This is a genomic window from Agromyces albus, assembly GCF_030815405.1.
GTDB classification, from domain to species: Bacteria; Actinomycetota; Actinomycetes; order Actinomycetales; family Microbacteriaceae; genus Agromyces; species Agromyces albus_A.
This window is the reverse complement of sequence record NZ_JAUSWX010000001.1, coordinates 2983636-3005719: the sequence shown is the minus strand read 5'-3', so window position 1 is coordinate 3005719 and position 22084 is coordinate 2983636. Positions and strand designations below refer to the sequence as shown.

Sequence of the window (22084 nt, the reverse complement as noted above, 5' to 3'; positions counted from 1 at the left end):
CGGCCCGACCCGCCCGTCGCACGGGCGTGCTTTCGCTGGCCGCAGCGGGTGCGATCGCCCTGGCGCTGAGCGGCTGCACCGGTGCCCCCGGGCCGACGCCGACGCCGAGCGCCTCGACGGACACCGCCGAGCCGATCTTCGCCTCCGACGAGGAGGCGCTCGCTGCGGCGGAGGCCTCCTACGTTCGATACCTCGAAGTCGTGGACAAGCTAACCCAAGACGGAGGATCCGATCCTGACAGGGTGAGAGATGTCGCGACGCCGGCCTATGCGGTCGAGTTGCTGGACTCACTCCAAAGGCTGCGGGAAAGCGGTAACCACACCGTTGGAGCGACACGATACGAAGACATGAGGCTCATCGAGCGAGGTGAATCCGATGGCTCGGCGAAAGTGTCGGTGTATCTCTGTCTGGATGTCAGCGACATAAGAGTCGTCAATGCCGGGGGGTCCGACGTCACACCAGCCGATAGGGCGGCCCGGGCGCCTATTCAGGCTCAATTCGAATCGTCGGCGAATAACTCGGCTGAGCTTCTTCCGTCAGGATCTGAGTCGTGGTCCGGCGACGACTTCTGCTAGCGACCGGGGCTCTCGCAGCTCTCACTACCCTCATTGCCGCCAGCCCCGCGTTCGCCGCTAACGAGATCGACTGGGTTAGTGGGCAGAACACGAATTCAGAAACGGAGCTAGTTGCAGGGAAGAGCGATGCGGGATCGGAACTAGATGACGACGACGTGGCCTCGCCAGTCGTTGAAGAGGAAGGTGACGGCGAAGAGGAAGTCGATGGCGAAGTCATCAATGTCATTGACCTGGCGCTTGGCACGCGTCCAGACAATTGCAGCCCCATCAATGTCGCCATCTGCGCCGGCGATCCTCAGCCAGAGCCCGAGGAACCCGCACCGGAGGTCGTCGTCAGCCTCCGCGACATCGCGTCGTTCCGGCCGGCGAAGCCGGGAAACGGGATGGAGCCGGGCGGGTGGGCGATCGAGGATCTTCCGGCGAACTTCGTGGCCGCGGCATCCGTCGAGGTGGTCTCCGGCACGTTGCTCGGGCAGCCCGCCGACGTTCGATTCACGCCGGTGGGCTACCGATGGACGCACAGCGACGGCACGATCGTCGAGAGCGGGCATCCGGGCGCGAACTGGGAGGCGCTGGGCTTGCGTGAGTTCTCCGCGACCCCAACGAGCCACAGCTACGCCGAATCAGGCGAGTACATCGTCGAACTCTCCGTTGTGCTGCGCGCCGAGTATCGGTTCGCCGGGTCCGGATGGCGAGCCATCGCCGGCACGCTGAGCATTGCCGGCGAGCCGCAGCCAGTGCTCGTGGGACAGTTCGACACGGTGCTCACGCAGGGCGACTGCAACACGCATCCGTCGGGCCCAGGCTGCTGAATCGGCTTTCGCGGCGCGGGTCAACGCCGTGGAGGAGGAGCCCGTTCTGCCGGAGTGACCGAATTCGGTCACTCCGGCGCGATCCGGTCACTCCCGCGAGCGGCCGGGCGATTCTGGATGCACGCCCACATCCCGCGGCTCGTCGATGGAGAATGACGTCGAAGGAAATGACGAGCTCTCGAAGGAGAGGTACGACATGAAACTCAGCTCAACCGACTTCGACGACGGCGGGCAGCTCGACACGCGGCACGGGAAGAAGTTCGACAACGTGTCACCACAACTGGCGTGGACCGACCTGCCGAGCGGAACCGGATCGCTCGCACTGACCATGATCGACACTGATCCGGTCGCGCGTGGGTACGTCCACTGGTTCGTCGACGGCATCCCAGCGGTCGACGGGCAATTCGACAGTGGGGTCGGGGGAGCGGTACCCGCGGGGCGCGAGCTCACCCCCTATGCCGGTCCCTTCCCACCATCCGGAACGCACGAGTACGTCTTCACGCTCTATGCGCTCGACCCATCGGCGCCGGAGCTCTCGGCGAAGACCGCGGCGAACGAACTTCCCCAAGTCGTCTCTGGTCACGTGCTCGCCACATCCGAGCTCAAGGTGAGCTTCACCAATCCGAATTCCTAGGCCTCGGCGCGAATATCCCCAGGCGTCTCATCCGCCGTGGATGTCGTGCTCGCCCTACTTACGGAAAGGTGCCTACTTACCGAAAAGTGCCTACTTACCAAGAGAAACCACCTCTCATACAGTGACCGGAGCACGGAACACGGATTCACATCGCGAGAGGGAGACAATGGCGCGCATCACTGTGCTCGGCGGCACCGGATACACCGGGGGAAACATCGCACGGGAGGCCGCTGCACGGGGTCACGACGTGACATCCTTCAGCCGGAACGAACCCGCCGAGCCGGTTCCCGGCGTGCGCTACGAGACCGGTTCGATGCTCGACGAGACCGACCGCGAACGTGCCGTGGCAGGCGCCGACGTCGTCGTGGCAGCCCTCGCCCCGCGAGGCGAGCTGGAAGACGAGCTGAGCTCGGTCTACGCCGGGCTCGGCGAACTCGCCGCCGCGTTCGGAGCCCGCTATGGGGTCGTCGGAGGATACAGCTTCCTCCGCCCCGAGAAGGGGGCGCCCCGCATCGCCTTCACCGAGGAGATCCCGCCGCAGTACGCGAAGGAAGCGCGCGTGATGGCGACGATCGCCGACGAGCTCGTCGACGACGCGCCCGAGGAACTCGACTGGTTCTTCGTCAGCCCCGCGGCGGTCTACGGGTCGTATGCGCCCGGCGAGGCACGCGGCACGTACCGCATCGGCGGCGACGTCCCACTGGCCGATGAGAACGGCCCGTCCGCGATCTCTGGCGCCGACTTCGCTGCAGCGATCGTCGACGAGATCGAGAAGCCGACCCACCGCCGCGCACAGTTCTCGGTCGCCTACTGACCGGATGAGCCGGGCGGCGACGCGGCCCCCAACGCGTCGCCGCCCCTCCGGCGGGAGAACCGATCCAAGTTGCCCGCGAGCCGCACTGGCACACCATGCGATTCGCGACCACCATGGTCGAATGACCTTCGCGAACGTCGGACGACTCGGCACGAAGCCGGGCACGCGCCAGCAGCTCATCGAAATCCTCACTCGAACGAGTGGGGAGATGGCCGATCACGGATGCCTCCTCTACGAAGTGGGCCTGAACGACGAAGATCCCGACGCCGTGTTCGTGAGCGAGCTGTGGGAGTCCGCTGAGGCCCACGCGGCATCCCTCGAGCTCGACAGCGTGCGCGCCGCGATCGCCGAGGCGAGGCCGCTTCTGAGCGGCGACATGGGCGGGTACCGTTTCGATGTCGTCGGCTCGCCGCTTCGCCGGTTGGCCGCTGACCGTGCGACCGCGACGAGGGGACATTGATGTCTACAGAATCGATGCCGTCCACCGTGATCTGGTGGGGCGTCGTCACCGCCATCGGAGGGGCGTTGTTCATCACGTTCGCGCCCACGGCGCTGAATCTCATGATGGTCCCCAACACAGATCAGTGGCAGTCGGCATACGTGGTGCTGGATGCGTTGATCCAGATCGCACGAACGCTGCTCGCACCCCTCGGGGCGGCGTTGATCGCTGCAGGACTGGTGATGCGATACCTCGATCGGCGTCTGCAGGGTGAACGTATCGCCGACCGCCCTCGGCGCATGCGTTGGCCCGACTCGCGGGAAGAGGCCTGACGGGCTAGGCGTCCGTCGCCTCCGTGGGCACGGGTGATGACGTCGACGCAGCCGCATCGGTGGTCGCGGCCCAGTTGGCGAGCAGCTGCAGCCCGTCGTGTGAGGATGACCCCGGTTCGGCGGTGTACGCCAGGAGGATGAGTCCACGCTCGGAGGACAGCTCCATGCCCTCGTAGCTCAGGTCGAGGTCTCCGACGACGGGGTGGTGGACCGACTTGGTCCCGGTGCGGTGCTCGCGGACGTCGTGTGAGGCCCAGAGGCTACGGAACGCATCGCTGCGCGTCGACAACTCGCCCACGAGGTCGCTGAGGGCGCGGTCGTACGGCGCACGCCCTGCCTCGCTCCGGAGGACCGCCACGCTCTGGTACGCCGTGTCATCCCAGTGTCGGAAGAACGTCTGGGCGCGCGGGTCCAGGAACACGAAGCGCGCGAGGTTGGCCGGGCGCTGCGGCTGCACGTACGCCTCCGAGAAGAGGGCGAACCCCAGTCGGTTCGCGGCGACCACATCGAGCCGCCCGTTCTGCACGACCACGGGGACGCCGGTCATCGCGTCGATGGTCTGCTGCACGCCGGGTCGCACCTGTTGCTGCCGAGCCGGTCGCTGTTGCTGCCGGGGCCGGGCGCCCTCGTTCGCCGAGCGGACGAGATCGTACAGATGGGTGCGCTCGGCGTCATCGAGCTGCAGCGCACGGCTGATCCCCTCGAGCACCGACTCTGAGACGCCCGTGGCGTTGCCGCGCTCGAGGCGCACGTAGTACTCGACGCTCATTCCCGCGAGCAACGCGACCTCCTCGCGGCGGAGGCCCGGAACGCGGCGGCGACCGCCGAAGTTCGGCAGCCCGGCCTGCTCCGGCGTGAGTCGAGCCCGCCGAGTGGTGAGGAACTCACGGATGTCGCTGCGGCTGTCCATGCCTCGACGCTACGCCGATCGTCGCGCGCGAGGGGGGTCCTGCCGTTAACCGGAACGGCCGGGACTCCCTTGACCGCGCGGGTACGCCTTGACTGGGATTCATCACCCAACGAAAGGCACACAGAACATGACTGACCAGAAGGTTTGGTTCATCACCGGCACCAGCCGTGGCATGGGCGTCGACCTCGCCAAGGCGGCACTCGCCGCCGGTCACGCCGTCGTCGCCACCGGCCGGGACGCGGACCGCGTTCGCAACGCCGTCGGCGAGCACGACGACCTCCTCGCCGTTGCCCTGGACATCACCGACCAGGATGCCGCCGATGCCGCTGCACAAGCGGCCGTCGACCGCTTCGGCAGGATCGATGTCCTCGTCAACAACGCCGGCAACTTCTACGCCGGCTTCTTCGAAGTCATCAGCCCCGAGCAGGTCCGCGCCCAGATGGAGACGAACTTCTTCGGCCCGCTCAACGTGACCCGTGCGATCCTCCCCGTCATGCGCGCTCAGCGCAGCGGCCAGGTGATCACGATCACCTCGTCGGGCGGTCTCGTCGGATTGGAGTTCGCCGGTGCGTACGCCGCGTCGAAGTTCGCGCTCGAAGGCTGGATGGAGTCCCTCGGGTACGACGTCGAGCCTTACGGGATCACGACGACCATCGTGGAACCCGGGTTCTTCCGCACCGAACTCCTCGTCGAGGGCGCCTCCTCGATCTGGCCTGAGCTGACCGTTGACGACTACACCGAGCGCACCGCAGCCACCATCGCGTTCTGGAAGAGCATGAACGGCCAACAGGGCGGCGACCCCGCCAAGCTCGCCGCGGCGCTGGTCGCGATCGCCGGGCTCGAGCAGCCTCCGCTGCGCTGGCTCGCCGGCGCCGACGCGATCGCGACGGCGGAGCAGAAGGCGAACGAGTTGCTCGCCCACGCCGACGCTCACCGCGAACTGTCGAGCTCGCTCGCCTTCGACGATGCATCCGTTTGACCGGACCAACGAAACTGATCAGTACGGTCGCCCTCGTCACGGGGGCCAGTAGCGGCATTGGCGAGGCCACCGCGCGCCGTCTCGCCCGCCACGGCGCATCCGTCGCCCTCGTGGCCCGACGACGAGGCCGCTTGGAGGCACTCGCCGCCGAGATCGAGGAGGCCGGCGGCAGCGCACTCGTCGTCGAGGCGGACATCACAGATCGCGCCCAGGCCGAGGCGGCCGTGCAGCAGGTGGTCGACCGCTTCGGTCGCCTGGACATCCTCGTGAACAACGCCGGCGTGATGCTCCTCGGTCCCGTCGTCGGGGCCGATGTCACGGAGTGGGAGCGCATGATTGCCGTGAACGTGCAGGGCCTGCTCTACACGACTCGCGCCGCGATGCCGCACTTGCTCGCCGCCGCCGCCGACGAGGCCCGCCGAGTCGCCGACATCGTCAACATCAGCTCGATCGCCGGCCGCGTGGCGTGGGGCGGGTACGGTGTCTACAACCTCACCAAGTTCGGCGTGAACGGGTTCACCGAGTCGCTCCGCCAGGAGGTCACCCAACGGCATGTGCGCGTGGGCGTGCTCGAGCCGGGCGGTGTGGCGACCGAGCTCGGCTCGCACAACAGCGCTGAGATCCAGGACGAGATGATCGCGCCGTTCCTGGAGCGGACCGAGATCCTCGCCGCTGAGGACATCGCCGACGGCGTCGCCTACATGGTGACTCGCCCACGGCACGCGTCCATCGGCGAGCTGTGGATCATGCCGACCGACCAGGCCTGACCGAGCTCGCGCCGCCAGGCAGGCCCGCTGTCGCGAGGACTGACGGCCACGATCGCCACGAGCGCCACTACTCCGCGGTGATCGTCTCGTCGAATAGCGTGCGCAGGGCGCGCCGCCCGTCGCGCTCCAGCGCGGCACGCTGACGGGCTGCGCCCGTGCCGTCGTGCAGGAGCCGGCGTACCGACTCGTTCACCGCGTCGAGGTCGCCAGCGGCGGAGAGCTCGGGCTCGAGTATGCGGACGAATCCCTGCACGGCCTCGCCAGCGGGGGCGAGTCCGCCGCTCGCCGGATCGAACACGTCGGCCTGCAGGCCCACGTGCGCCGAGTGCAGCACGGCGGCGCTCAGCAGCTCTGACGGGACCTCGGCCGAGGCGTCGGCCGCGGCATCCGGCGCCGAGGGCTCCTGGAGGGAATGGGTGACGAGGCCGCGGCAGAGCGCGGCGATGAGGATGGTCGTCTCGGCGTCGAGCTGCGCGTCGGCCATGCGGAACTCGATGGTGGGCAGGTGTTCCGAGAGACGCACGTCCCACGCGATGAGGGCGAGGTCGCTGATGCCGCCGATGCCGATGAGGCGTGCGATGCGGCGGTCGTAGTCGGCCGCGTCGATGAACGACGGGGGGCAGCCCGCCGTGCTCCACCGGCGCAATTGCACGTTGCGCCAGCTCTCGTAGCCGGTGTCGTACCCGCGCCAGAGCGGCGAGTTCCCCGAGATGGCGGTGAGGAGTGGCATCCATGGCCGCGCCGCATTGAGCGCGATGACGCCGGCCTCCCGATCGGGAATGCCGACGTGCACGTGCAGGCCGCTCATCTGGTGGTCGGCGATCAGGCCACTTAGGTCGCGCACGATGCGGTTGTATCGCTGCTGCTCGGTGATCGACGGGAACGGCGTCGTGTCGGGCGGGGTGCCCACGCTCGCTGCGACCACGTCGAATCGCGCGGCATCCGCGGCCATCTCCCGCCGGAAGGCGAGCAGGGAGCGACGCGCATCGTCGAGGCGCTCGAAGACGGCCGACGCGTGCTCGACTTGCGACGCGAGGAACTCTCGGTGCGTGACGTCATGCCACTCGGGTGAGGCGGAAAGACGCTCGAAGACATCGGCGGCGACGTCCGCAGGCAGCAGGCTCTCACGGTCGAGGAACATGAATTCCTCTTCGATGCCGAACGTCGTCATGCATCCCCCGATCCACGGCAACCGTGCGCCCTGCACGCACTCTCGCGGCCTTGCACGTGCCGTGTCAAGTGGTTGCCGTCGCCCCGCCGCTCGGCTGATCGACGACAGCGAACGCGACGAATGCAGCGGATGCCGCCGATGTCGGGGCATCGGTCGAGAATCGCGACGCAGCCTCGACATACTGATGGGAGCGCGGTTCTGCCTCCCGGACGAACGATGAACGATCAACGATCGAAGGAGCCACTCCGATGAAGTACCTGATCCAGATCTACAGCAACCCCGAGTCGCGCACGGCATGGGAGGGCTTCAGCCCCGAGGAGCGAGCCGAGGGCTACGCGTACTACCGTGCCATCAGCGACGAGCTCGTCTCGAGCGGCGAACTGCTCGCGAGCGAGCCGCTCGCCGACATCTCCCTCGCCAAGCGCGTGACGAAGACCGACGATGGCGCCGTCGCGAGCGATGGACCTTTCGCCGAGACCAAGGAGCTGCTCGCCGGCTTCTACCTCGTCGACTGCGACAGCGAGGCGCGCGCCCTCGAGATCGCCGCCCGGTTCCCCGAGGCCGAGTACGGGCTCATCGAGGTTCGCCCGACGCTCGACATGGCCGATCGCGGCGGCGACCTCTGAGAGACCGCCGGTCGTGAGCGACGCCGTTCGGGCACTGCGAGACGCCGCACCGTCGGCCCTCGCGGTGCTCGTGCGGCGCTACGGCGACTTCGAGGGGTGCGAGGACGCGATGCAGGAGGCGCTCATCGCGGCATCCACGCAATGGCCGACCGATGGCGTGCCCGACAGCCCGCGAGCCTGGCTCGTGCGGGTGGCGTCGCGGCGCTACATCGACCAGGTGCGCTCCGACATCGCCCGCCGCCGCCGCGAATCGCTCGCCGCCGAGCTCGAGCCGCCGGCCGCAGCGGTGCCCGCCGTCGACGACACGCTCACGCTGTTCCTGCTCTGCTGCCATCCGGAGCTCGGCCGGCCGGCGCAGCTCGCGCTCACCCTGCGCGCCGTCGGCGGGCTCACGACCGCCGAGATCGCACGCGGCCTCCTCGTGCCCGATGCGACGATCGCGCAGCGCATCTCCCGCGCGAAGGCGCGCATCAGGTCGAGCGAGGGATTCCGGATGCCGGCGCCCGACGAGCTCGCGGCCCGCATCGCCGCCGTGCGCCACGTGCTCTACCTCATGTTCACCGAGGGGCACACGGCGAGCTCGGGCGACGAACTCGCGCGAGTCGACCTCTCGGCCGAGGCGATCCGCCTCACCCGGCGCTTGCATGAGGACGTGACGGATGCCTCGGGCGAGACCGCGGGCCTGCTGGCGCTCATGCTGCTCACCGACGCGCGGCGGGCGGCGCGCACCGACGCGTCGGGCGCACTCGTGCCGCTCGACGAGCAGGACCGCTCGCGTTGGGACCGCGTGATGATCGACGAGGGCGTCGCGCTCGTCACCGAGGTGCTCGATCGCGCCCCCATCGGGCCGTACCAGCTGCAGGCCGCGATCGCCGCCGCGCACGACGAGGCCGCCTCGACCGAGTCGACCGACTGGATCGAGATCCTCGGGCTCTATGACCTGCTCGCCCGCCTGGCCCCCGGCCCCATGGTGACGCTCGGTCGCATCGTCGCGCTCGCGATGGTCGAGGGCCCCGCCGCAGGACTCGCCGCGCTCGACCGGGCAGAGGGGGCATCCGTCGACGACTCCGGCTCGGGCTCCGGCGCGGGCCACGGCGGCGCAGCACTCGCCGAGCATCACCGCACGTGGGCGGTGCGCGCCCACCTGCTCGAGCGAGCCGGATCGACGGATGCCGCATCCCTCGCCTTCGTCGAAGCCGCCCGCCGCACGCTCAACGGGCCGGAGCAGCGCTACCTCGCGGCGAAGGCCGAGGCGCTGCGCGCCTCTGCCGGTTGAGGAGCCACGAGACGCTCGGATGCCACCGGAGGCACGACATGGACGCGGGGCACAGGAATCGTTGCGTACCCTAGACGCCATGAGCCTGACGAAGCCGGTGCCGCCGCACCACGCGACGACCGGCTCACGCACCGCTCGATCGCGCGGCGCCGTCGGCCTGGGGCTCGGCGTCGCGCTCGTGCTCCTCTTCGTCGCGATCCGCGTGCTCGCACCCGAAGAGGTGGGCAACCTCCTCTCGAACTCGGTTCAAGACTTCTTCACCCTCTCGATCAGCGTCGTCATCGAGAGCCTCCCGTTCGTGATCCTCGGCATCCTGCTCTCCATCGGCGTGCAGGTGTGGCTGCCCGAGGGGTTCCTGTTGCGGCACCTGCCGCGCAACGCGGTGGCGCGTCGCATCGTCATCTCCATGCTCGGCGTGCTGCTGCCGGTGTGCGAGTGCGGCAACGTGCCGCTCGCCCGCGGCCTGATCCTTCGCGGGCTCACCGTGGGGGAGTCGATGACGTTCCTGCTCGCGGCGCCCATCCTGAACCCCGTCACGATCATCACGACCTACCAGGCGTTCGGCTGGAACGACGGCATCCTCGTCTCGCGCATCCTCGGCGGCTTCGTGATCGCGAACCTCATCGGGTGGATCTACAGCCGTCACTCGAGCCCGATGAGCCTGCTCACGCCGAAGTTCCAGGCGACGTGCGCGCACGCCCACGACGAGGTGCCGGCGACCCGCACCCGACGCAGCGTCGACATGTTCACGAAGGAGACGACCGCGATGCTGCCCGCGCTCTTCGTGGGCTCGGCGATCGCCGGTCTCATCCAGGTGGGCGTCTCACGCGACCTGCTCGTGACGCTCGGCCAGAACCCCGTGCTCTCGGTCTTCGCGCTCATGGCGCTCGCGTTCGTGGTCTCGATCTGCTCGAACGTCGACGCGTTCTTCATCCTCGCCTTCGGCTCCACGTTCATGCCGGGCGCGATCGTGGCTTTCCTCGTCTTCGGGCCGATGATCGACGTGAAGATGCTCGCGCTCATGCGCACGACCTTCACGGCGAGAACGCTCGTGCAATTGACGGTGATCGTCGGGCTCGCGAGCGCAGCCCTCGGATTGGCGGTGAACGCTCTTGCTTAAGCGCCTGATCGCCCGGTGGCAGGGCGTCCTGCTCACGCTCGTCGGCATCGTCGCGACCGTGTGGCTCGGTGCCACCGGCCAGCTCGGGCTCTACATCCACCCCCGCTACTTCTGGTTCTCGATCGCGATGGCCCTCATCGGCGCCGTGTTCGTCGTCGCGGCGTTCGCGTTCACCCCGCTCCCCGAGGAGCCCGATGAGGCGACGGATGCCGCAGCCGCACCAGGACTCCACGACCACTCGCACCACGACACCGCCGAGCCTCCGCGAGGGAACCGCGCCGGCACGGTTCGCGCCGCGCTCGCGGCGTTGACCATCGTGGTCGCCACGGGCGCGCTGCTCGTGCTCCCGCCGACGACGCTCACGTCGGCCACGGCCACCCAGCGCAGCATCAACAGCGCGACCTCCGCACTCGACGCGAGCTCCCCGACCCTCGTCGGCGGCGACACCGCGAACTTCACCGTGAAGGACTGGGCGCTCCTGCTGCGACAGAACCCCGACGTCGGCTACTACGCCGACAAGGACGTCGACGTCGTCGGCTTCGTCACGGCGTCACCCGACGACCCCGAGAATGTGTTCTACCTCGCGCGGTTCAGCGTCACGTGCTGCGCGGTCGATGCGCAGCCGATCGGCGTGCCCGTGTATCTGCCCGGGTGGCAGGAGCAGTTCGAGGAAGACCAGTGGCTCGCGGCGACGGGTGCAATCGAGCAGAACCCCGGCTCGACGGGCGACGAGCCGCTCGTACTCGTGACCGAGACGCTCGAGGTCACCGAGCAGCCGGAACAGCCGTATGTCTTCTGAGTCGCCACTGTCGCCGCGGTCGCCGCGGGTTCGCGTGCGTGACGCGTTCGCTCGGCGCCTGCTCGGCACGATCGTGGTGCTCGCCGTCATCGCGGGTGGATTCGCGTTCGCGAGCGTCGTGCAGGGTCCTCGCCTGAGCGCAGCGAAGATCGACACGCAGCGATCGCCCCGGCTCGCGGGGCAGCAACTCGTCATCGAGGTGAACCAGCCCGTCGCGTCGTTCGACGCCGACGACGTCTCGGTCGAGCCCGAGGCATCCGTGTCGGCCGCCGCCGACGACCGCCTGATCACCGTCACCTTCGACGAGCCGCTCGACTACGCGAGCGAGTACACCGTGCGCGTGCCGGGCGTGATCGGTGCCTTCCAGGGCGTTCCCGCGACCCTCGAGTACACGTTCGAGACGCCCGACGAGCAGGTCTACAGCCTCGTGCGCCGCAGTCTCGACGGCGAGCCCGACCTCATCCAGCGCAAGTCGTTCACCGAGCCGGGCGGCGAGATCGTGTTCACGGCGCCGCGCATCCAGGAGTTCGCGCACGCCGGCGACGTGCTCGCGGCCGTGACGATCGACGACGCCGGCGCCAACGAGCTGTTCGTGGCCGACGTCGAGCAGGACGAGCCGCAGGAGATCGCCCTGCCGATGGACGCCGTCGTGCGCGACCTCGAGGCGTCGACCACCAATCCGCTCATCGGATACCTCGTCAGCACGCCTCCCGTCGACGGGGTGCGAGCACAAGACAGCGCCCTGTACGTCGCCGACCTCACGGGAGCGGCCGGTGGACCGCCGCAGCCCGTCGTCGGCCTCGACGGCGAGCCGATCAAAGTCGCGAGCTGGACTTTCGTGCCCGGCACGACGGCCGTCGTCGTGCAGGACTTCGAGCAGTCCGTCTTCCTCGTCGACGCATTCGGCAGTGCGCCGGTCACCCCGCTCGGTGTGCACAGCGAGGTGCGCGGCTTCGTGCCCGGTACGAGCCGCCTCGTCGTCGCCGACCCCGATCGGGGATCGATGATCGACCTCACCGATGGAACCACGACGACGGTCGACCTCCCGGTGCCGAGCCTCGGCGACACCGACTACCCGGGCCGGCTGACGATGACCGGTGACGACGGCTACGTGCTCTCGGTCGTGATGGTCGTGGTGCAGCCCGACGGCAGCACGTCGATCGCCTCACGACTCGCGCAGGTCGACGCGACGTCGACGAGAGACGTGTTCACGCCCGCGAGCGAGGGAAGCATCATCCGCGAGTACTGCATCTCGCCGAACGGCCGGTACGCCGCGGTCACGACCTCCGATGCGCAGGGCCGGCCCGACGGCTACCCCGGGCTTCCCGGCTACACCGAGTCGACGATGTCGGTCGTCGACCTGTCGAGCGGCGCCGTGGTGCTCAGCCAGAGCGGCGGCTTCTCGGACTGGTGCTCGAACTGAGCGGTGCTTCAGCGCACGATGGCGGCGACGACGCCCGAGATCACGGCCGACACGATGCCGAGCCCGACGAGCCCGCCGGTGACGATCCACGCGATGCGCTTGTGCTCGTCGAAGCCCTCGAGCGGCCGGCCGTCGCGGTCGCGCTGCGCGCCGAACAGCACGAGCAGCAGGTCGACGAGCACCCAGACGCCGAGCCCGCCGAGGGTGACGAGCTTCAGGATCGCGGTGCCGATCTTGCCGAGGTAGAACCGGTCTGCGCCCCAGTACCCGAGCAGCAGCGCGAAGAGCCACGTCGTGATGAACGTGCGGCCGGCGCTGCGGTAGGCGTCGTATGAGAAGGAGGGCCCGGATGCCGCGCCGCCCTGGTGCTCGGGCGGGAGCGGCACTGTCGTGTGCTCGTCGGGGTGGCGACCATCGGGCGCGGTGACGAGCGGCGATGCCGGCAGCTGACGCACCATCGTCGCCTCTTCGATCGCCGACGACGTGATCGTCGCCGACCCGATCGTGGAGGCGTCGATCGTGGAGGCGTCGATCGTGGAGGCGTCGATCCTGGAGTGGCCGATCGCCGGCGCCGCAATCGCCTCGGGCTCGAATGCGACCTCCGAGACCTCGCCGAGCGGAGCCGGCGCGGCATCGGCGGGCTTGGGTGCGGTGTGCGGGGTCCAGGCGTTGCCGTCCCAGTACCGCAGCACCGCAGCATCCATCACATCGTCGTACCAACCCGCTGACGGTCGTCGCTCAGATGACACGCTCGCTCCTCATTTCCTCTGCAACCGAATGGCCCGCACTGACAATTGAATGGCGGCCACGACCACGAGGGCCGCGAACAGCCACGACGACCACTCGGGCGAGAGCAGGAACGCGACTGCGACGCCCGGGATGGATGCCAACGTCGCGGCGATGCCGACGACGAGGCCGGCGCGCACGTCGACCACGCCGCCGCGTGCGCTCGTGATCGTGCCGCTCGTCGCCGTGGGGATCATGACGGCGAGCGAGGTGCCCTTCGCGGCGAGGTCGCCCATGCCGAGCAGGGCGATGAACGCCGGCACCATGATGACGCCGCCGCCGACGCCGAAGAGTCCGGCGGCCACGCCGATCACGAGCCCGAGTGCGATCATGGCGATGGCGGTGCCGAACTCGAGGTCGAGTTGCCGCTCGCCCCGCTCGGGCACGATGAGCAGCATGCGCAGCGCGACCCCGAGGAGCAGCGCGATGAACATCCAGCGCAGCCAGCCCAGGGAGAGGCGACGCAGGAGCAGCGCGCCGAGCCACGAGCCGACCACACCGCCCACCGCGACGAAGAGGGCGACGACGAGGTCGACCTCGCCGTTGACGAAATAGGTGAACGATCCTGCGATCGCCGCCGGCACGATCGCCGCGAGCGACGTGGCCGATGCCCGGCGCTGGTCCATGCCGGCGAAGGCGATGAGGAGCGGGACCATGAGGAGGCCGCCGCCGACCCCGAACGCCCCTGAGAGCAGTCCGCCGGCGGCGCCGATGAGGGCGAGCCGCAGCCAGGACGCGCGTGCAGGAGGTGCAGGCGCGGCGGCGGAGTTCACCCGCCCACTGTAGACGAGGGCCCGCCGTTACGCGGATTTCGGGCTCGGACTTCCGTCGTCATGTAACGGTCGCGTATCGTGTGAACCTGAACGGAACCCGATAGGGTAACGTCAACGATTCCTCCATCAAGCGGGCATTCGCCCGCGCCTCCACCTGATTGCCCGGAGGCGGACTGATCCGCGCGGCATGACCGATACGAGACGGCGGATGCCAGAGCGCACCCCCGCCCCTCGCCCCTGCTTCGGCGGCACCCGCCACCGGAGTCGCGATCGACCGTCGATCGCAATCGGGTTCGCATCAGCGGCCCATACGACAGAAGGACAGCAGTATGGCAACCGGAACCGTCAAGTGGTTCAACGCCGAAAAGGGCTTCGGCTTCATCGCTCCTGACGACGGCAGCGCCGACGTCTTCGCGCACTTCAGCGCCATCACGGGCAACGGCTACCGTTCGCTCGAAGAAGGCCAGAAGGTCGAGTTCGAGGTCGCACAGGGCCCCAAGGGTCTTCAGGCCGAGAACATCCGCGGGCTCTAAGCCGGCACAGCACCACTCGAACGCCGTATCCGCACGGGCCTTCCGTGCGGATGCGGCGTTCGCTGTTCAGTCGACGGATGCCGCGGCATCCGTCACCTCGTCGCGCCAGGAGTGACGCGGCTCGAAGCCGAGCATCCGCCGCGCCTTCTCGATCGAGAGCATCGTGTCGTGCTCGCCGAGCTCACCGCGCACCGGCACTCCCGGGAACACCTCGGCGACGAGTTCAGCGTTGGGCCGTGACATCACGGTGTCGGCCGCGGCGATGATGAACCGCTCGAAACCGGGCGGCGCCTTCTCGAGCGCGAGGCTCACCGCCTGCGCTCCGTCGCGGCCGTCGATGTATCCCCAGAGATTCCACTTGCGCAGCGTCGCGTCGGCGTCGAAAGAGGGGAACGCGGCGTAGTCGGCGGGGTCCATGACGTTCGAGAAGCGCAGCGCCGTGATCGAGAGCTCGGGGTCCCAGCGCACGAGCTCGATCGCGAGCTGTTCCTCGAGGTGCTTCACGAGCGAGTACGTGCTCTCGGGGCGGGCGGCGTACTCCTCGTCGACGGGGATGTACGGCGGCGGCACGTCGAACGGCAGGCCGAGCACCGTCTCGCTCGAGGCGTAGACGATCCGGCGGATGCCGAGTCGCTTCGCGGCCTGGAAGACGTTGAACGTCGACAGCATGTTGTTGTGGAACGTCGCGACGTCGCTCGCGAGCCCCGGCGCGGGGATCGCGCCGAGGTGCACGATCGCGTCGACGCCGCTGTGGCGGTCGTCGACCCCGGCGATCGCGTCGAACACCTGGCCGTAGTCGGTGAGGTCGACCCTCGTGAACGAGCCGCGCTCGCCGTACTGGTCGAGGTTGGTGACTCCATGGCCCTCATCGCGAAGGGACTGTACGACGGTACGGCCGAGCTTGCCCGAGCCTCCGGTGACGGCGATCTGCATGCGACCCAGTCTCGCAGGTGGTCTCGACCACCGGGGCGGCGTTAACACGCAGCGGCCGCGAATGCAACGGGGTTCACACCGCGAATCGACCGTGCGTACGCTCGCGATATGGCGGATGCGGAACGGCCGGGCGCCGAAGGCTGGGTTCCCGAATCGCGGGAACTCTCGGTGCTCGAAGCGTCGGTCGACGGATGTCGCGGCTGCGAGCTGTGGCAGAACGCCACGCAAGCGGTGTTCTCGCGTGGCGCCCCCGACTCGACGATGATGCTCGTCGGCGAACAGCCCGGCGACCAGGAGGACCTCGCCGGCGAGCCGTTCGTCGGCCCGGCGGGACGCGTGCTCGAAGACGCCCTCATCGCGGCGGGGATCGACCCCGAGCGTGTCTACCTCACGAACGCGGTCAAGCACTTCCGATTCGACCAGCGGGGCAAGCGCCGCATCCACGCGAAGCCGGCCGTCGGCCACATCCTCGCGTGTCATCCATGGCTGCAGGCGGAGTTCGACGCCGTGCATCCGAGTATCGTGGTGTGCCTCGGCGCCACCGCAGCCCGGTCGGTGATGGGTCGCACTGTGGTGATCGGGAAGGTGCGCGGCGTGCTGCTCGATGCGCCAGAAGGAGTGCCCGCGCCGGTGCTCATCACGACGCATCCCTCGTCCGTGCTGAGGATGCGGGAGAAGCCCGAACGCGAGGCCGCCTTCGACGCGTTCGTCATCGATCTGAGGACCGCGAGCAATGCCACGAAGTGAACATCGGATGCCGAAACATATGCGATCGCCGGAATCTGTTGAGCCGCGCCACCCCTCGATTCCACAGGCGGGAGATTTCCCAGCACCCTCCCATGCGGACCGGCTAGAGTCGGAACATCTACAAGCGGGTGGTTACCCGCGAGACACGGCTGGGAAGTCGACGACCAGCTGGGACGTAAACATCTCTCACACCGAATCCCTCGGTGCGATCCGGGCGACGAAGCCCCGCACCGGCGACGCGGATATCACGCGTAGTTACACCGCCCTCTCCCGGGTCGTTCGCGAGTCCGGACTCCTGAACCGCACCCGCTGGTTCTACCTCGCCGTCATTTCGGTCCTCACGCTCGCACTCGGCGGCGCGACCACGGGCTTCATCCTGCTGGGTGACTCGTGGTTCCAGTTGCTCATCGCGGGCGCCCTTGGCCTCATCTTCACGCAGTTCGCGTTCCTCGCTCACGAGGCATCCCACCGTCAGGTGCTCGAGTCGGGTCCGAACAACGATCGTGTCGGCCGCCTCCTCGCCGCCGGCGTCGTCGGCATCAGCTACTCGTGGTGGATGACGAAGCACACGAGGCACCACGCCAACCCCAACAAACTCGGCAAAGACCCCGATATCGACTTCGACACGATCTCGTTCACCGAGAAGGATGCCGCGAGGCAGAAGGGCCTGCTCGCCCTCATCACTCGCAAGCAGGGGTACCTGTTCTTCCCTCTGCTGACGCTCGAGGGCATCAACCTGCATTACCGGTCGATCGGCACGTTGTTCGAGCGAGGGCCCGTGAAGGGTCGCTGGATCGAGCTCAGCCTCATCGCCGCGCGCTTCACGGTGTACCTCGGCGCGATCTTCTGGGTGCTGCCTCTCGGCATGGCGTTCGCCTTCCTCGGCGTGCAGCTCGCCGTCTTCGGCGTCTACATGGGTGCCGCCTTCGCCCCGAACCACAAGGGCATGCCGATCATCGCCGAAGACGTGAAGCTCGACTTCTTCTCGAAGCAGGTGCTCACCTCGCGCAACGTCTCGGGCGGCATCTGGGCGAGCGCGCTCCTCGGCGGGCTCAACTACCAGGTCGAGCACCACCTGTTCCCGAACATGCCCCGGCCGCACCTCGCCAAGGCACGTGAGATCGTGCGCGAGCACTGCCGCACGGTCGATGTTCCCTACACCGAGACGACGCTGATGCAGTCCTACGGCATCGTCATCAACTACCTCAATCGCGTCGGCCTCGCCGCGCGCGATCCGTTCGACTGCCCGATGGTGAACCAGTTCCGCAGGACCTGATCACCGCACCATGAGAGACATGCGTACTCCACACGCACCCAGAACTTCCGGCGTCGGACGTCGCCGCCGGAACCCCGCACGACCCTAGGTCGTGCACGCTGCAGCCGCTTCCGCGGCGCGGCATGAATACAGAAGGAAATAACATGGCAACCGGAACCGTCAAGTGGTTCAACGCCGACAAGGGCTTCGGCTTCATCGCTCCCGACGACGGCAGCGCCGATGTCTTCGCGCACTTCAGCGCGATCACGTCGGGCGGCTACCGCACGCTCGAGGAGAACCAGAAGGTCGAATTCGAGACCGCCCGCGGCCCCAAGGGCCTGCAGGCCGAGAACATCCGCGTTATCGCGTAATTCTCGCTTAGTGATTGATCGGCGGGTTTCCCGCTGATCGACGAGCGGATGCCGGTGCCCGCGCCTCTTCAAAGGTGCGGCACGGCATCCGCTTGCGCAGTTAACCGTTCACCGCCCCGATAGCAGCCGGATGGCGGTGCGTCATCCGGGTTCTCTTCAGCTTCCATTTCTAGGCTCGAGCCAGAACCCCGAAGGAGAGCTATAGCCATGCAGTGCCCCAATGACGGAGCCGTACTCGTGATGAGCGAACGTAGCGGCATCGAGATCGACTACTGCCCGACGTGCCGCGGTGTCTGGCTCGACCGTGGCGAGCTCGACAAGATCGTCGAGCGCGCATCGACGGAGTACTCGGCGTCGGCCGCTCCCGCAGCTCCCGCCGCCCCGGCGCCTCCTGCGCAGCCGCAGGCTCCCGCCTACGGCCAGCGGCCCTACGACGACGGCTACGGCCGGGGTGTCGAGCAGCGTCCGTACGGCGACCAGGGCTACCGCAGGAAGAAGAAGGAGAGCTGGCTCTCCGAGCTCTTCGACTGAGCAGGCGCCCTCGCCTGGTCAGGCGGTGCGCGACGTCGCCTCCGACGTCGTGGCGGTCGGAGCGGCAGACGCCGCGTGACCAATGGGGAGGCGCACGGTCGAAGGGCGTTTCGCACTCGTCGTGTCGAGGCGAGGCTGGCGCTGCAGCAGTTGCGTGAACAGTGCGACGTAGTCGCCCGCCATTCTCGCCGCGGCGAACCGCTTCTCGACGATCGCGCGGCACAGCTCACGATCGAGTGAGCTCGCGCGCTGCAGGGCGAGCGCGAGGTGTTCCGGAGTCGAACGGATGAATCCGCTCCGGCCCTCCTCGATGATCTCGGGCACCGACCCGTGAGGGGTCGCCACCACCGGCGTGCCGGTCGCGAGCGCCTCGATCATGACGAGTCCGAACGGCTCGTCCCACTGGATCGGATTGACGAGCGCGCATGATTCGCCCATGAGCACGTACTTCTCCTTCGTCGAGAGCTCGCCGAGGTATTCCGTGTTCGATCCGAGTGCCGGGCGCACCATCTCCTCGAAGAACGCGCACTCCGCCGAGTCGCGCATCTTCGCGGCGATCCGGAGCGGGATTCCGGCGAGCGCCGCGGTGCGGATGGCTTCGGGCAGGCCTTTCGCCGGATGCATCCGCCCGACGAAGCACGCGGATGCGCCGCCCGGGCCGCGCGGGACCTCCTCGACATGGATGCCGTGGTGGATGATGCGGGCGATGCGCACCGGGCCCGCCATCGACGCCTGGTTGTGGGAGATCGCCACGAACGAGACATCCGGTGAGGCCGCTCGGTAGATCTCATGGATCATCGGCATGAACGGCCCATGGGCGATGGCGACGATGGGCACGGCACCCGTCCGGGAGGCCGCGACGACCGGCCCGGCGAGGGTGTTGTCGACGATCACGTCGACGTCGGTGAGCGCCGCATACGCGCGAATGAGGTGCCGGAGCTCGAAGGCGGTGACTCCCATCGTCTTCGGATCGGAGGGCTGGAAGCCGGGCAGCCTCGGCACCGGACAGGTGCTGTCGAGTGAGGCGGCGAGGAGCACGTCGTGACCGGCTGTACTCAGCGCTCGGGCGAGGGTGTCGACGAACGACTCGATTCCGCCGTACGCGGGCGGCGGGATGGGCAGCCACGGGGGCGCGATGATGCCGATTCTCATGGTGCCCCCCTTCGCGTGCGGGCGTTGGCCGATGGTCGAGGCTCATGACGCAGGGCGAGGCCAGGCGGGAGGCCGGTGATCGAGGCGCCTTCCCGTTCGACGTCGACCGAGACGCGAGCACCCGCCAACGGGACGTTCTCCAGGCGGAGGTCGCCGAAGCGGGCCGGCACCATCGGCGCCAGCCACACCTCACCGGTCGGAACCGACGGGTCGAAGCGGAGGAGCGTGCGCAGCAACGAGAACGGCGTCGCCGCAGCCCAGGCCTGCGGCGAGCACGACGCGGGGTAGGAGACCGGCTCGGGATACTGGCTGCGGTCGAATCCGCAGAACAGCTCGGGCAGTCGCCCGTTGAAGAACCCCGCCGCATCGAACAGCCCGAAGACGATGCGCTCGGCCTCCTCGACGAATCCGTATCGCATGAGGCCCGCGGCGACGATCGCATTGTCGTGAGGCCAGACCGAGCCGTTGTGGTAGCTCGCCGGGTTGTAGGCCCCCATGTTCGACGCGAGCGTGCGCACACCCCAGCCCGTGAACATCTCGTCGGAGAGCAGGCGTTCGGCGACGTACGCGGCTTTGTCGTCATCGACGATCCCGCTCCAGAGGCAATGTCCCATGTTCGAAGCGCAGGCGTCGACCTGGCGCTTGTCGCGGTCGAGCGCGATGGCGAAGTACTTTCGGTCGGGCATCCAGAACTGCGCGTTGAACTCGGCCTTCAGCGCGCTCGCCCTCGACTCCCAGATTCGCGCCGATTCGTCATCGCCGCGGATCGACGCCAGCATCGCGCGCTCGCTGAACGCGGCGTACGCGTACCCCTGCACCTCGCAGAGTGCGATCGGCGCCTCGGCGAGCGATCCGTCGGCGAAGTTGATGCCGTCCCACGAGTCCTTCCAGCCCTGGTTGATGAGCCCGTGTTCGTTCAGGCGGGCGTACTCGACGAACCCGTCATTGTCGCGATCCCCGTCGCGATCGATCCACTCGAGGGCCCGGTCCGCGGCCGCGATGAGGTCGTCGGCATCATCGGGCAGCCCGCCCCAGCGGGCGAGCTCGCCGAGCACGACGACGAAGAGCGGCGTGGCATCTACAGTGCCGTAGTAGACCGAACCGCCGCCGAGCGCGAGGTTGGTCGTAGCCCCGAGGCGAACCTCGTGGAGGATGCGACCCGGTTGCTCCTCTGAGGACGGTTCGAGCTTGACGCCCTGCAGGTCGGCGAGCGTCTGCAGCGTGCCGAGTGCGAGCGTCGGATCGAGCGGCAGCGACATCAGGGCGGTGAGCAACGAGTCGCGCCCGAACAGCGCCATGAACCACGGCACTCCTGCTGCCACGACCGCGCGCTCAGGATGCCGGGGATTGAAGATCCGCAACGCGCCGAGATCCCGCTGGCTCTGCACGATGACCCGCTCGATCTCGTCGTTCTCGACAGAGGGAACGGGGATCCCGGAATGCCAGGCCATGAAGCGGCGCAGCGGCTCCGCCTCGTGGAACGGCTCCGTCTCGTGGAGCGGCCCCTCGAAGGGCTGGCTCGTGGTGAGGTCCTCTCCGTACGCGGTCGGCGTGAGGTGGAGCCGCCGAGTCCAGGAGCCGTGCGGCGTGAGGATCACGTCGAACACGAGCCGATCCCCGACGATCGACCCGCCGCGCGCCGAGATGCTCACGCCGAGCCCCTCGCCGTCGCCGAGCGAGTCCATGCGGAGGCTACCGGGCGGCGCTGCGCTCGCCGGGCGGGGAGTGCCGCGAGCGCGCCCTTCCTTCACTTCGAAGATGTCGGCGAAATCGGCTTCGAGCACGAGTTCGACCCGGCAGATGATCGGTTCGCGCGAGAAGCTCTGGAGCGTGATGTCCTCGCGCAAACCGCCGTCCACTCGCCGGTCGCGTTCCACGATGAGCGGCGTGTCCGCCCGCCCGGGCACGTGGCCGGCCCTGCCGATCATGACCGCGCGATACGGCTCGGGAGTCATCGACGACAACGGTTCGACGGGGGACCCGTCGACGAGGAGCATCAACCTCGAGATGAGCCTCGTGTCCCGGAAGAACACGCCGTGCGGGAGGTCGGGGACGATGTCGCCGTTGAAGCTCGACACGCAGAAGGCCGAACCTTCCACGATGGTGATCGCGCCGGCTCCTGCAGACTGTGCCAGCGTGTCGACATTCCAACCGGTCATGGGCGTCCACTCGGGTCTTGCGCGGCGCCCTGCAACGCGTGTCCGGGCACCGAGTTCGGGTCTCGTAACACGGTAGGCGGGGATGCGCTGCCTCAATAGGGGATTGACCGATGCGATTCGGGCGTGTAGCCACGGGCACGCGGAGCGGGCGGCGCGCGTCGTGCAGG

General features: G+C 68.3%; 25 protein-coding genes. 18 read left to right on the top strand and 7 right to left on the bottom strand.

Translation table 11 applies throughout. From position 1 onward, the window contains the following. Positions 1 to 26: 26 nt before the first annotated feature. From QFZ29_RS14260 to QFZ29_RS14235, 6 genes are all read left to right on the top strand, one after another. Positions 27 to 575, top strand: coding sequence for a hypothetical protein (locus QFZ29_RS14260; RefSeq protein ID WP_306894706.1), 549 nt, complete (start codon positions 27 to 29; stop codon positions 573 to 575). Next, positions 551 to 1387, top strand: a complete 837-nt coding sequence (locus QFZ29_RS14255) for a hypothetical protein (protein WP_306894705.1) — start codon at positions 551 to 553, stop codon at positions 1385 to 1387. The genes QFZ29_RS14260 and QFZ29_RS14255 overlap by 25 nt, the downstream gene beginning before the upstream one ends. Before the next feature lie 196 nt (positions 1388 to 1583). Next, entirely contained in the window at positions 1584 to 2021 is a 438-nt protein-coding gene (locus tag QFZ29_RS14250) for a YbhB/YbcL family Raf kinase inhibitor-like protein (RefSeq protein ID WP_306894704.1), read from the top strand. A gap of 166 nt (positions 2022 to 2187) precedes the next feature. Next, positions 2188 to 2835 (top strand): NAD(P)-dependent oxidoreductase, encoded by a 648-nt coding sequence (locus tag QFZ29_RS14245; protein WP_306894703.1) that lies wholly within the window; start codon positions 2188 to 2190, stop codon positions 2833 to 2835. A gap of 121 nt (positions 2836 to 2956) precedes the next feature. Next, positions 2957 to 3295: a putative quinol monooxygenase gene (locus QFZ29_RS14240; RefSeq protein ID WP_306894702.1), complete on the top strand. Its 339-nt coding sequence runs from the start codon at positions 2957 to 2959 to the stop codon at positions 3293 to 3295. A 14-nt stretch (positions 3296 to 3309) separates the two neighbouring features. Continuing rightward, on the top strand, positions 3310 to 3606 hold the full coding sequence (locus QFZ29_RS14235; protein ID WP_306894701.1) for a hypothetical protein: 297 nt from the start codon (positions 3310 to 3312) through the stop codon (positions 3604 to 3606). 4 nt (positions 3607 to 3610) lie between these two features. Here QFZ29_RS14235 and QFZ29_RS14230 read toward each other — a convergent pair whose 3' ends face one another. After that, positions 3611 to 4516: a helix-turn-helix domain-containing protein gene (locus QFZ29_RS14230; RefSeq protein WP_306894700.1), complete on the bottom strand. Its 906-nt coding sequence runs from the start codon at positions 4514 to 4516 to the stop codon at positions 3611 to 3613. Between the two features lie 127 nt (positions 4517 to 4643). Between QFZ29_RS14230 and QFZ29_RS14225 the strand changes: the two genes are divergently transcribed. Together QFZ29_RS14225 and QFZ29_RS14220 are read left to right on the top strand one after the other, a co-directional pair. Beyond that, positions 4644 to 5495 carry an SDR family NAD(P)-dependent oxidoreductase gene (locus QFZ29_RS14225; RefSeq protein ID WP_306894699.1) on the top strand — a complete coding sequence of 284 codons (852 nt, stop codon included), beginning with the start codon at positions 4644 to 4646 and terminating at the stop codon, positions 5493 to 5495. Continuing rightward, positions 5492 to 6262 (top strand): SDR family NAD(P)-dependent oxidoreductase, encoded by a 771-nt coding sequence (locus tag QFZ29_RS14220; RefSeq protein WP_306894698.1) that lies wholly within the window; start codon positions 5492 to 5494, stop codon positions 6260 to 6262. Before QFZ29_RS14225 ends, QFZ29_RS14220 begins: the two co-directional genes overlap by 4 nt. Positions 6263 to 6329: 67 nt before the next feature. Here the strand turns inward: QFZ29_RS14220 and QFZ29_RS14215 are convergent, their stop codons facing one another. Then, the gene (locus QFZ29_RS14215) at positions 6330 to 7433 is read right to left on the bottom strand and encodes a carboxylate-amine ligase (protein WP_306894697.1); all 1104 of its coding nucleotides are present in this window, start codon (positions 7431 to 7433) and stop codon (positions 6330 to 6332) included. Between the two features lie 248 nt (positions 7434 to 7681). On the opposite strand from QFZ29_RS14215, the gene QFZ29_RS14210 reads away from it, so the two are divergent. From QFZ29_RS14210 to QFZ29_RS14190, 5 genes are all read left to right on the top strand, one after another. Then, positions 7682 to 8059: a YciI family protein gene (locus QFZ29_RS14210; protein ID WP_306894696.1), complete on the top strand. Its 378-nt coding sequence runs from the start codon at positions 7682 to 7684 to the stop codon at positions 8057 to 8059. A gap of 13 nt (positions 8060 to 8072) precedes the next feature. Next, the gene (locus tag QFZ29_RS14205; RefSeq protein WP_306894695.1) at positions 8073 to 9335 is read left to right on the top strand and encodes an RNA polymerase sigma factor; all 1263 of its coding nucleotides are present in this window, start codon (positions 8073 to 8075) and stop codon (positions 9333 to 9335) included. Positions 9336 to 9414: 79 nt separating this feature from the next. Further along, complete coding sequence (locus QFZ29_RS14200; protein ID WP_306894694.1) at positions 9415 to 10455, top strand: permease; 1041 nt, start codon at positions 9415 to 9417, stop codon at positions 10453 to 10455. Next, positions 10448 to 11254 (top strand): TIGR03943 family putative permease subunit, encoded by an 807-nt coding sequence (locus tag QFZ29_RS14195; RefSeq protein WP_306894693.1) that lies wholly within the window; start codon positions 10448 to 10450, stop codon positions 11252 to 11254. The genes QFZ29_RS14200 and QFZ29_RS14195 overlap by 8 nt, the downstream gene beginning before the upstream one ends. Beyond that, positions 11244 to 12677: a hypothetical protein gene (locus tag QFZ29_RS14190; protein ID WP_306894692.1), complete on the top strand. Its 1434-nt coding sequence runs from the start codon at positions 11244 to 11246 to the stop codon at positions 12675 to 12677. The genes QFZ29_RS14195 and QFZ29_RS14190 overlap by 11 nt, the downstream gene beginning before the upstream one ends. Positions 12678 to 12685: 8 nt before the next feature. Here QFZ29_RS14190 and QFZ29_RS14185 read toward each other — a convergent pair whose 3' ends face one another. Continuing rightward, the gene (locus tag QFZ29_RS14185; protein ID WP_306894691.1) at positions 12686 to 13426 is read right to left on the bottom strand and encodes an NINE protein; all 741 of its coding nucleotides are present in this window, start codon (positions 13424 to 13426) and stop codon (positions 12686 to 12688) included. 9 nt (positions 13427 to 13435) lie between these two features. Continuing rightward, positions 13436 to 14236, bottom strand: coding sequence for a sulfite exporter TauE/SafE family protein (locus tag QFZ29_RS14180; protein WP_306894690.1), 801 nt, complete (start codon positions 14234 to 14236; stop codon positions 13436 to 13438). Between the two features lie 329 nt (positions 14237 to 14565). Between QFZ29_RS14180 and QFZ29_RS14175 the strand changes: the two genes are divergently transcribed. Beyond that, entirely contained in the window at positions 14566 to 14769 is a 204-nt protein-coding gene (locus QFZ29_RS14175; protein WP_129520071.1) for a cold-shock protein, read from the top strand. Positions 14770 to 14835: 66 nt separating this feature from the next. Here QFZ29_RS14175 and QFZ29_RS14170 read toward each other — a convergent pair whose 3' ends face one another. After that, positions 14836 to 15702, bottom strand: a complete 867-nt coding sequence (locus QFZ29_RS14170; RefSeq protein WP_306894689.1) for an NAD-dependent epimerase/dehydratase family protein — start codon at positions 15700 to 15702, stop codon at positions 14836 to 14838. A 108-nt stretch (positions 15703 to 15810) separates the two neighbouring features. On the opposite strand from QFZ29_RS14170, the gene QFZ29_RS14165 reads away from it, so the two are divergent. From QFZ29_RS14165 to QFZ29_RS14150, 4 genes are all read left to right on the top strand, one after another. After that, positions 15811 to 16449: a UdgX family uracil-DNA binding protein gene (locus tag QFZ29_RS14165; RefSeq protein ID WP_306894688.1), complete on the top strand. Its 639-nt coding sequence runs from the start codon at positions 15811 to 15813 to the stop codon at positions 16447 to 16449. A 19-nt stretch (positions 16450 to 16468) separates the two neighbouring features. Continuing rightward, the gene (locus tag QFZ29_RS14160) at positions 16469 to 17725 is read left to right on the top strand and encodes a fatty acid desaturase family protein (RefSeq protein ID WP_306894687.1); all 1257 of its coding nucleotides are present in this window, start codon (positions 16469 to 16471) and stop codon (positions 17723 to 17725) included. Positions 17726 to 17868: 143 nt separating this feature from the next. Next, the gene (locus tag QFZ29_RS14155; protein ID WP_129520067.1) at positions 17869 to 18075 is read left to right on the top strand and encodes a cold-shock protein; all 207 of its coding nucleotides are present in this window, start codon (positions 17869 to 17871) and stop codon (positions 18073 to 18075) included. Between the two features lie 207 nt (positions 18076 to 18282). Then, the gene (locus QFZ29_RS14150) at positions 18283 to 18606 is read left to right on the top strand and encodes a TFIIB-type zinc ribbon-containing protein (RefSeq protein ID WP_306894686.1); all 324 of its coding nucleotides are present in this window, start codon (positions 18283 to 18285) and stop codon (positions 18604 to 18606) included. Between the two features lie 18 nt (positions 18607 to 18624). Here QFZ29_RS14150 and QFZ29_RS14145 read toward each other — a convergent pair whose 3' ends face one another. Beyond that, entirely contained in the window at positions 18625 to 19758 is a 1134-nt protein-coding gene (locus QFZ29_RS14145; RefSeq protein ID WP_306894685.1) for a glycosyltransferase, read from the bottom strand. Beyond that, complete coding sequence (locus tag QFZ29_RS14140; protein ID WP_306894684.1) at positions 19755 to 21917, bottom strand: amylo-alpha-1,6-glucosidase; 2163 nt, start codon at positions 21915 to 21917, stop codon at positions 19755 to 19757. The genes QFZ29_RS14145 and QFZ29_RS14140 overlap by 4 nt, the downstream gene beginning before the upstream one ends. Positions 21918 to 22084 lie beyond the last annotated feature (167 nt).

Coding starts and splice junctions, on each gene's coding strand:
- QFZ29_RS14250 (WP_306894704.1), top strand. CDS start 1,584: ATGAAACTCAGCTCAACCGACTTCGACGACGGCGGGCAGCTCGACACG.
- QFZ29_RS14245 (WP_306894703.1), top strand. CDS start 2,188: ATGGCGCGCATCACTGTGCTCGGCGGCACCGGATACACCGGGGGAAAC.
- QFZ29_RS14240 (WP_306894702.1), top strand. CDS start 2,957: ATGACCTTCGCGAACGTCGGACGACTCGGCACGAAGCCGGGCACGCGC.
- QFZ29_RS14235 (WP_306894701.1), top strand. CDS start 3,310: ATGCCGTCCACCGTGATCTGGTGGGGCGTCGTCACCGCCATCGGAGGG.
- QFZ29_RS14230 (WP_306894700.1), bottom strand. CDS start 4,516: ATGGACAGCCGCAGCGACATCCGTGAGTTCCTCACCACTCGGCGGGCT.
- QFZ29_RS14225 (WP_306894699.1), top strand. CDS start 4,644: ATGACTGACCAGAAGGTTTGGTTCATCACCGGCACCAGCCGTGGCATG.
- QFZ29_RS14215 (WP_306894697.1), bottom strand. CDS start 7,433: ATGACGACGTTCGGCATCGAAGAGGAATTCATGTTCCTCGACCGTGAG.
- QFZ29_RS14210 (WP_306894696.1), top strand. CDS start 7,682: ATGAAGTACCTGATCCAGATCTACAGCAACCCCGAGTCGCGCACGGCA.
- QFZ29_RS14200 (WP_306894694.1), top strand. CDS start 9,415: ATGAGCCTGACGAAGCCGGTGCCGCCGCACCACGCGACGACCGGCTCA.
- QFZ29_RS14190 (WP_306894692.1), top strand. CDS start 11,244: ATGTCTTCTGAGTCGCCACTGTCGCCGCGGTCGCCGCGGGTTCGCGTG.
- QFZ29_RS14175 (WP_129520071.1), top strand. CDS start 14,566: ATGGCAACCGGAACCGTCAAGTGGTTCAACGCCGAAAAGGGCTTCGGC.
- QFZ29_RS14170 (WP_306894689.1), bottom strand. CDS start 15,702: ATGCAGATCGCCGTCACCGGAGGCTCGGGCAAGCTCGGCCGTACCGTC.
- QFZ29_RS14165 (WP_306894688.1), top strand. CDS start 15,811: ATGGCGGATGCGGAACGGCCGGGCGCCGAAGGCTGGGTTCCCGAATCG.
- QFZ29_RS14160 (WP_306894687.1), top strand. CDS start 16,469: ATGCGATCGCCGGAATCTGTTGAGCCGCGCCACCCCTCGATTCCACAG.
- QFZ29_RS14155 (WP_129520067.1), top strand. CDS start 17,869: ATGGCAACCGGAACCGTCAAGTGGTTCAACGCCGACAAGGGCTTCGGC.
- QFZ29_RS14150 (WP_306894686.1), top strand. CDS start 18,283: ATGCAGTGCCCCAATGACGGAGCCGTACTCGTGATGAGCGAACGTAGC.
- QFZ29_RS14145 (WP_306894685.1), bottom strand. CDS start 19,758: ATGAGAATCGGCATCATCGCGCCCCCGTGGCTGCCCATCCCGCCGCCC.
- QFZ29_RS14140 (WP_306894684.1), bottom strand. CDS start 21,917: ATGACCGGTTGGAATGTCGACACGCTGGCACAGTCTGCAGGAGCCGGC.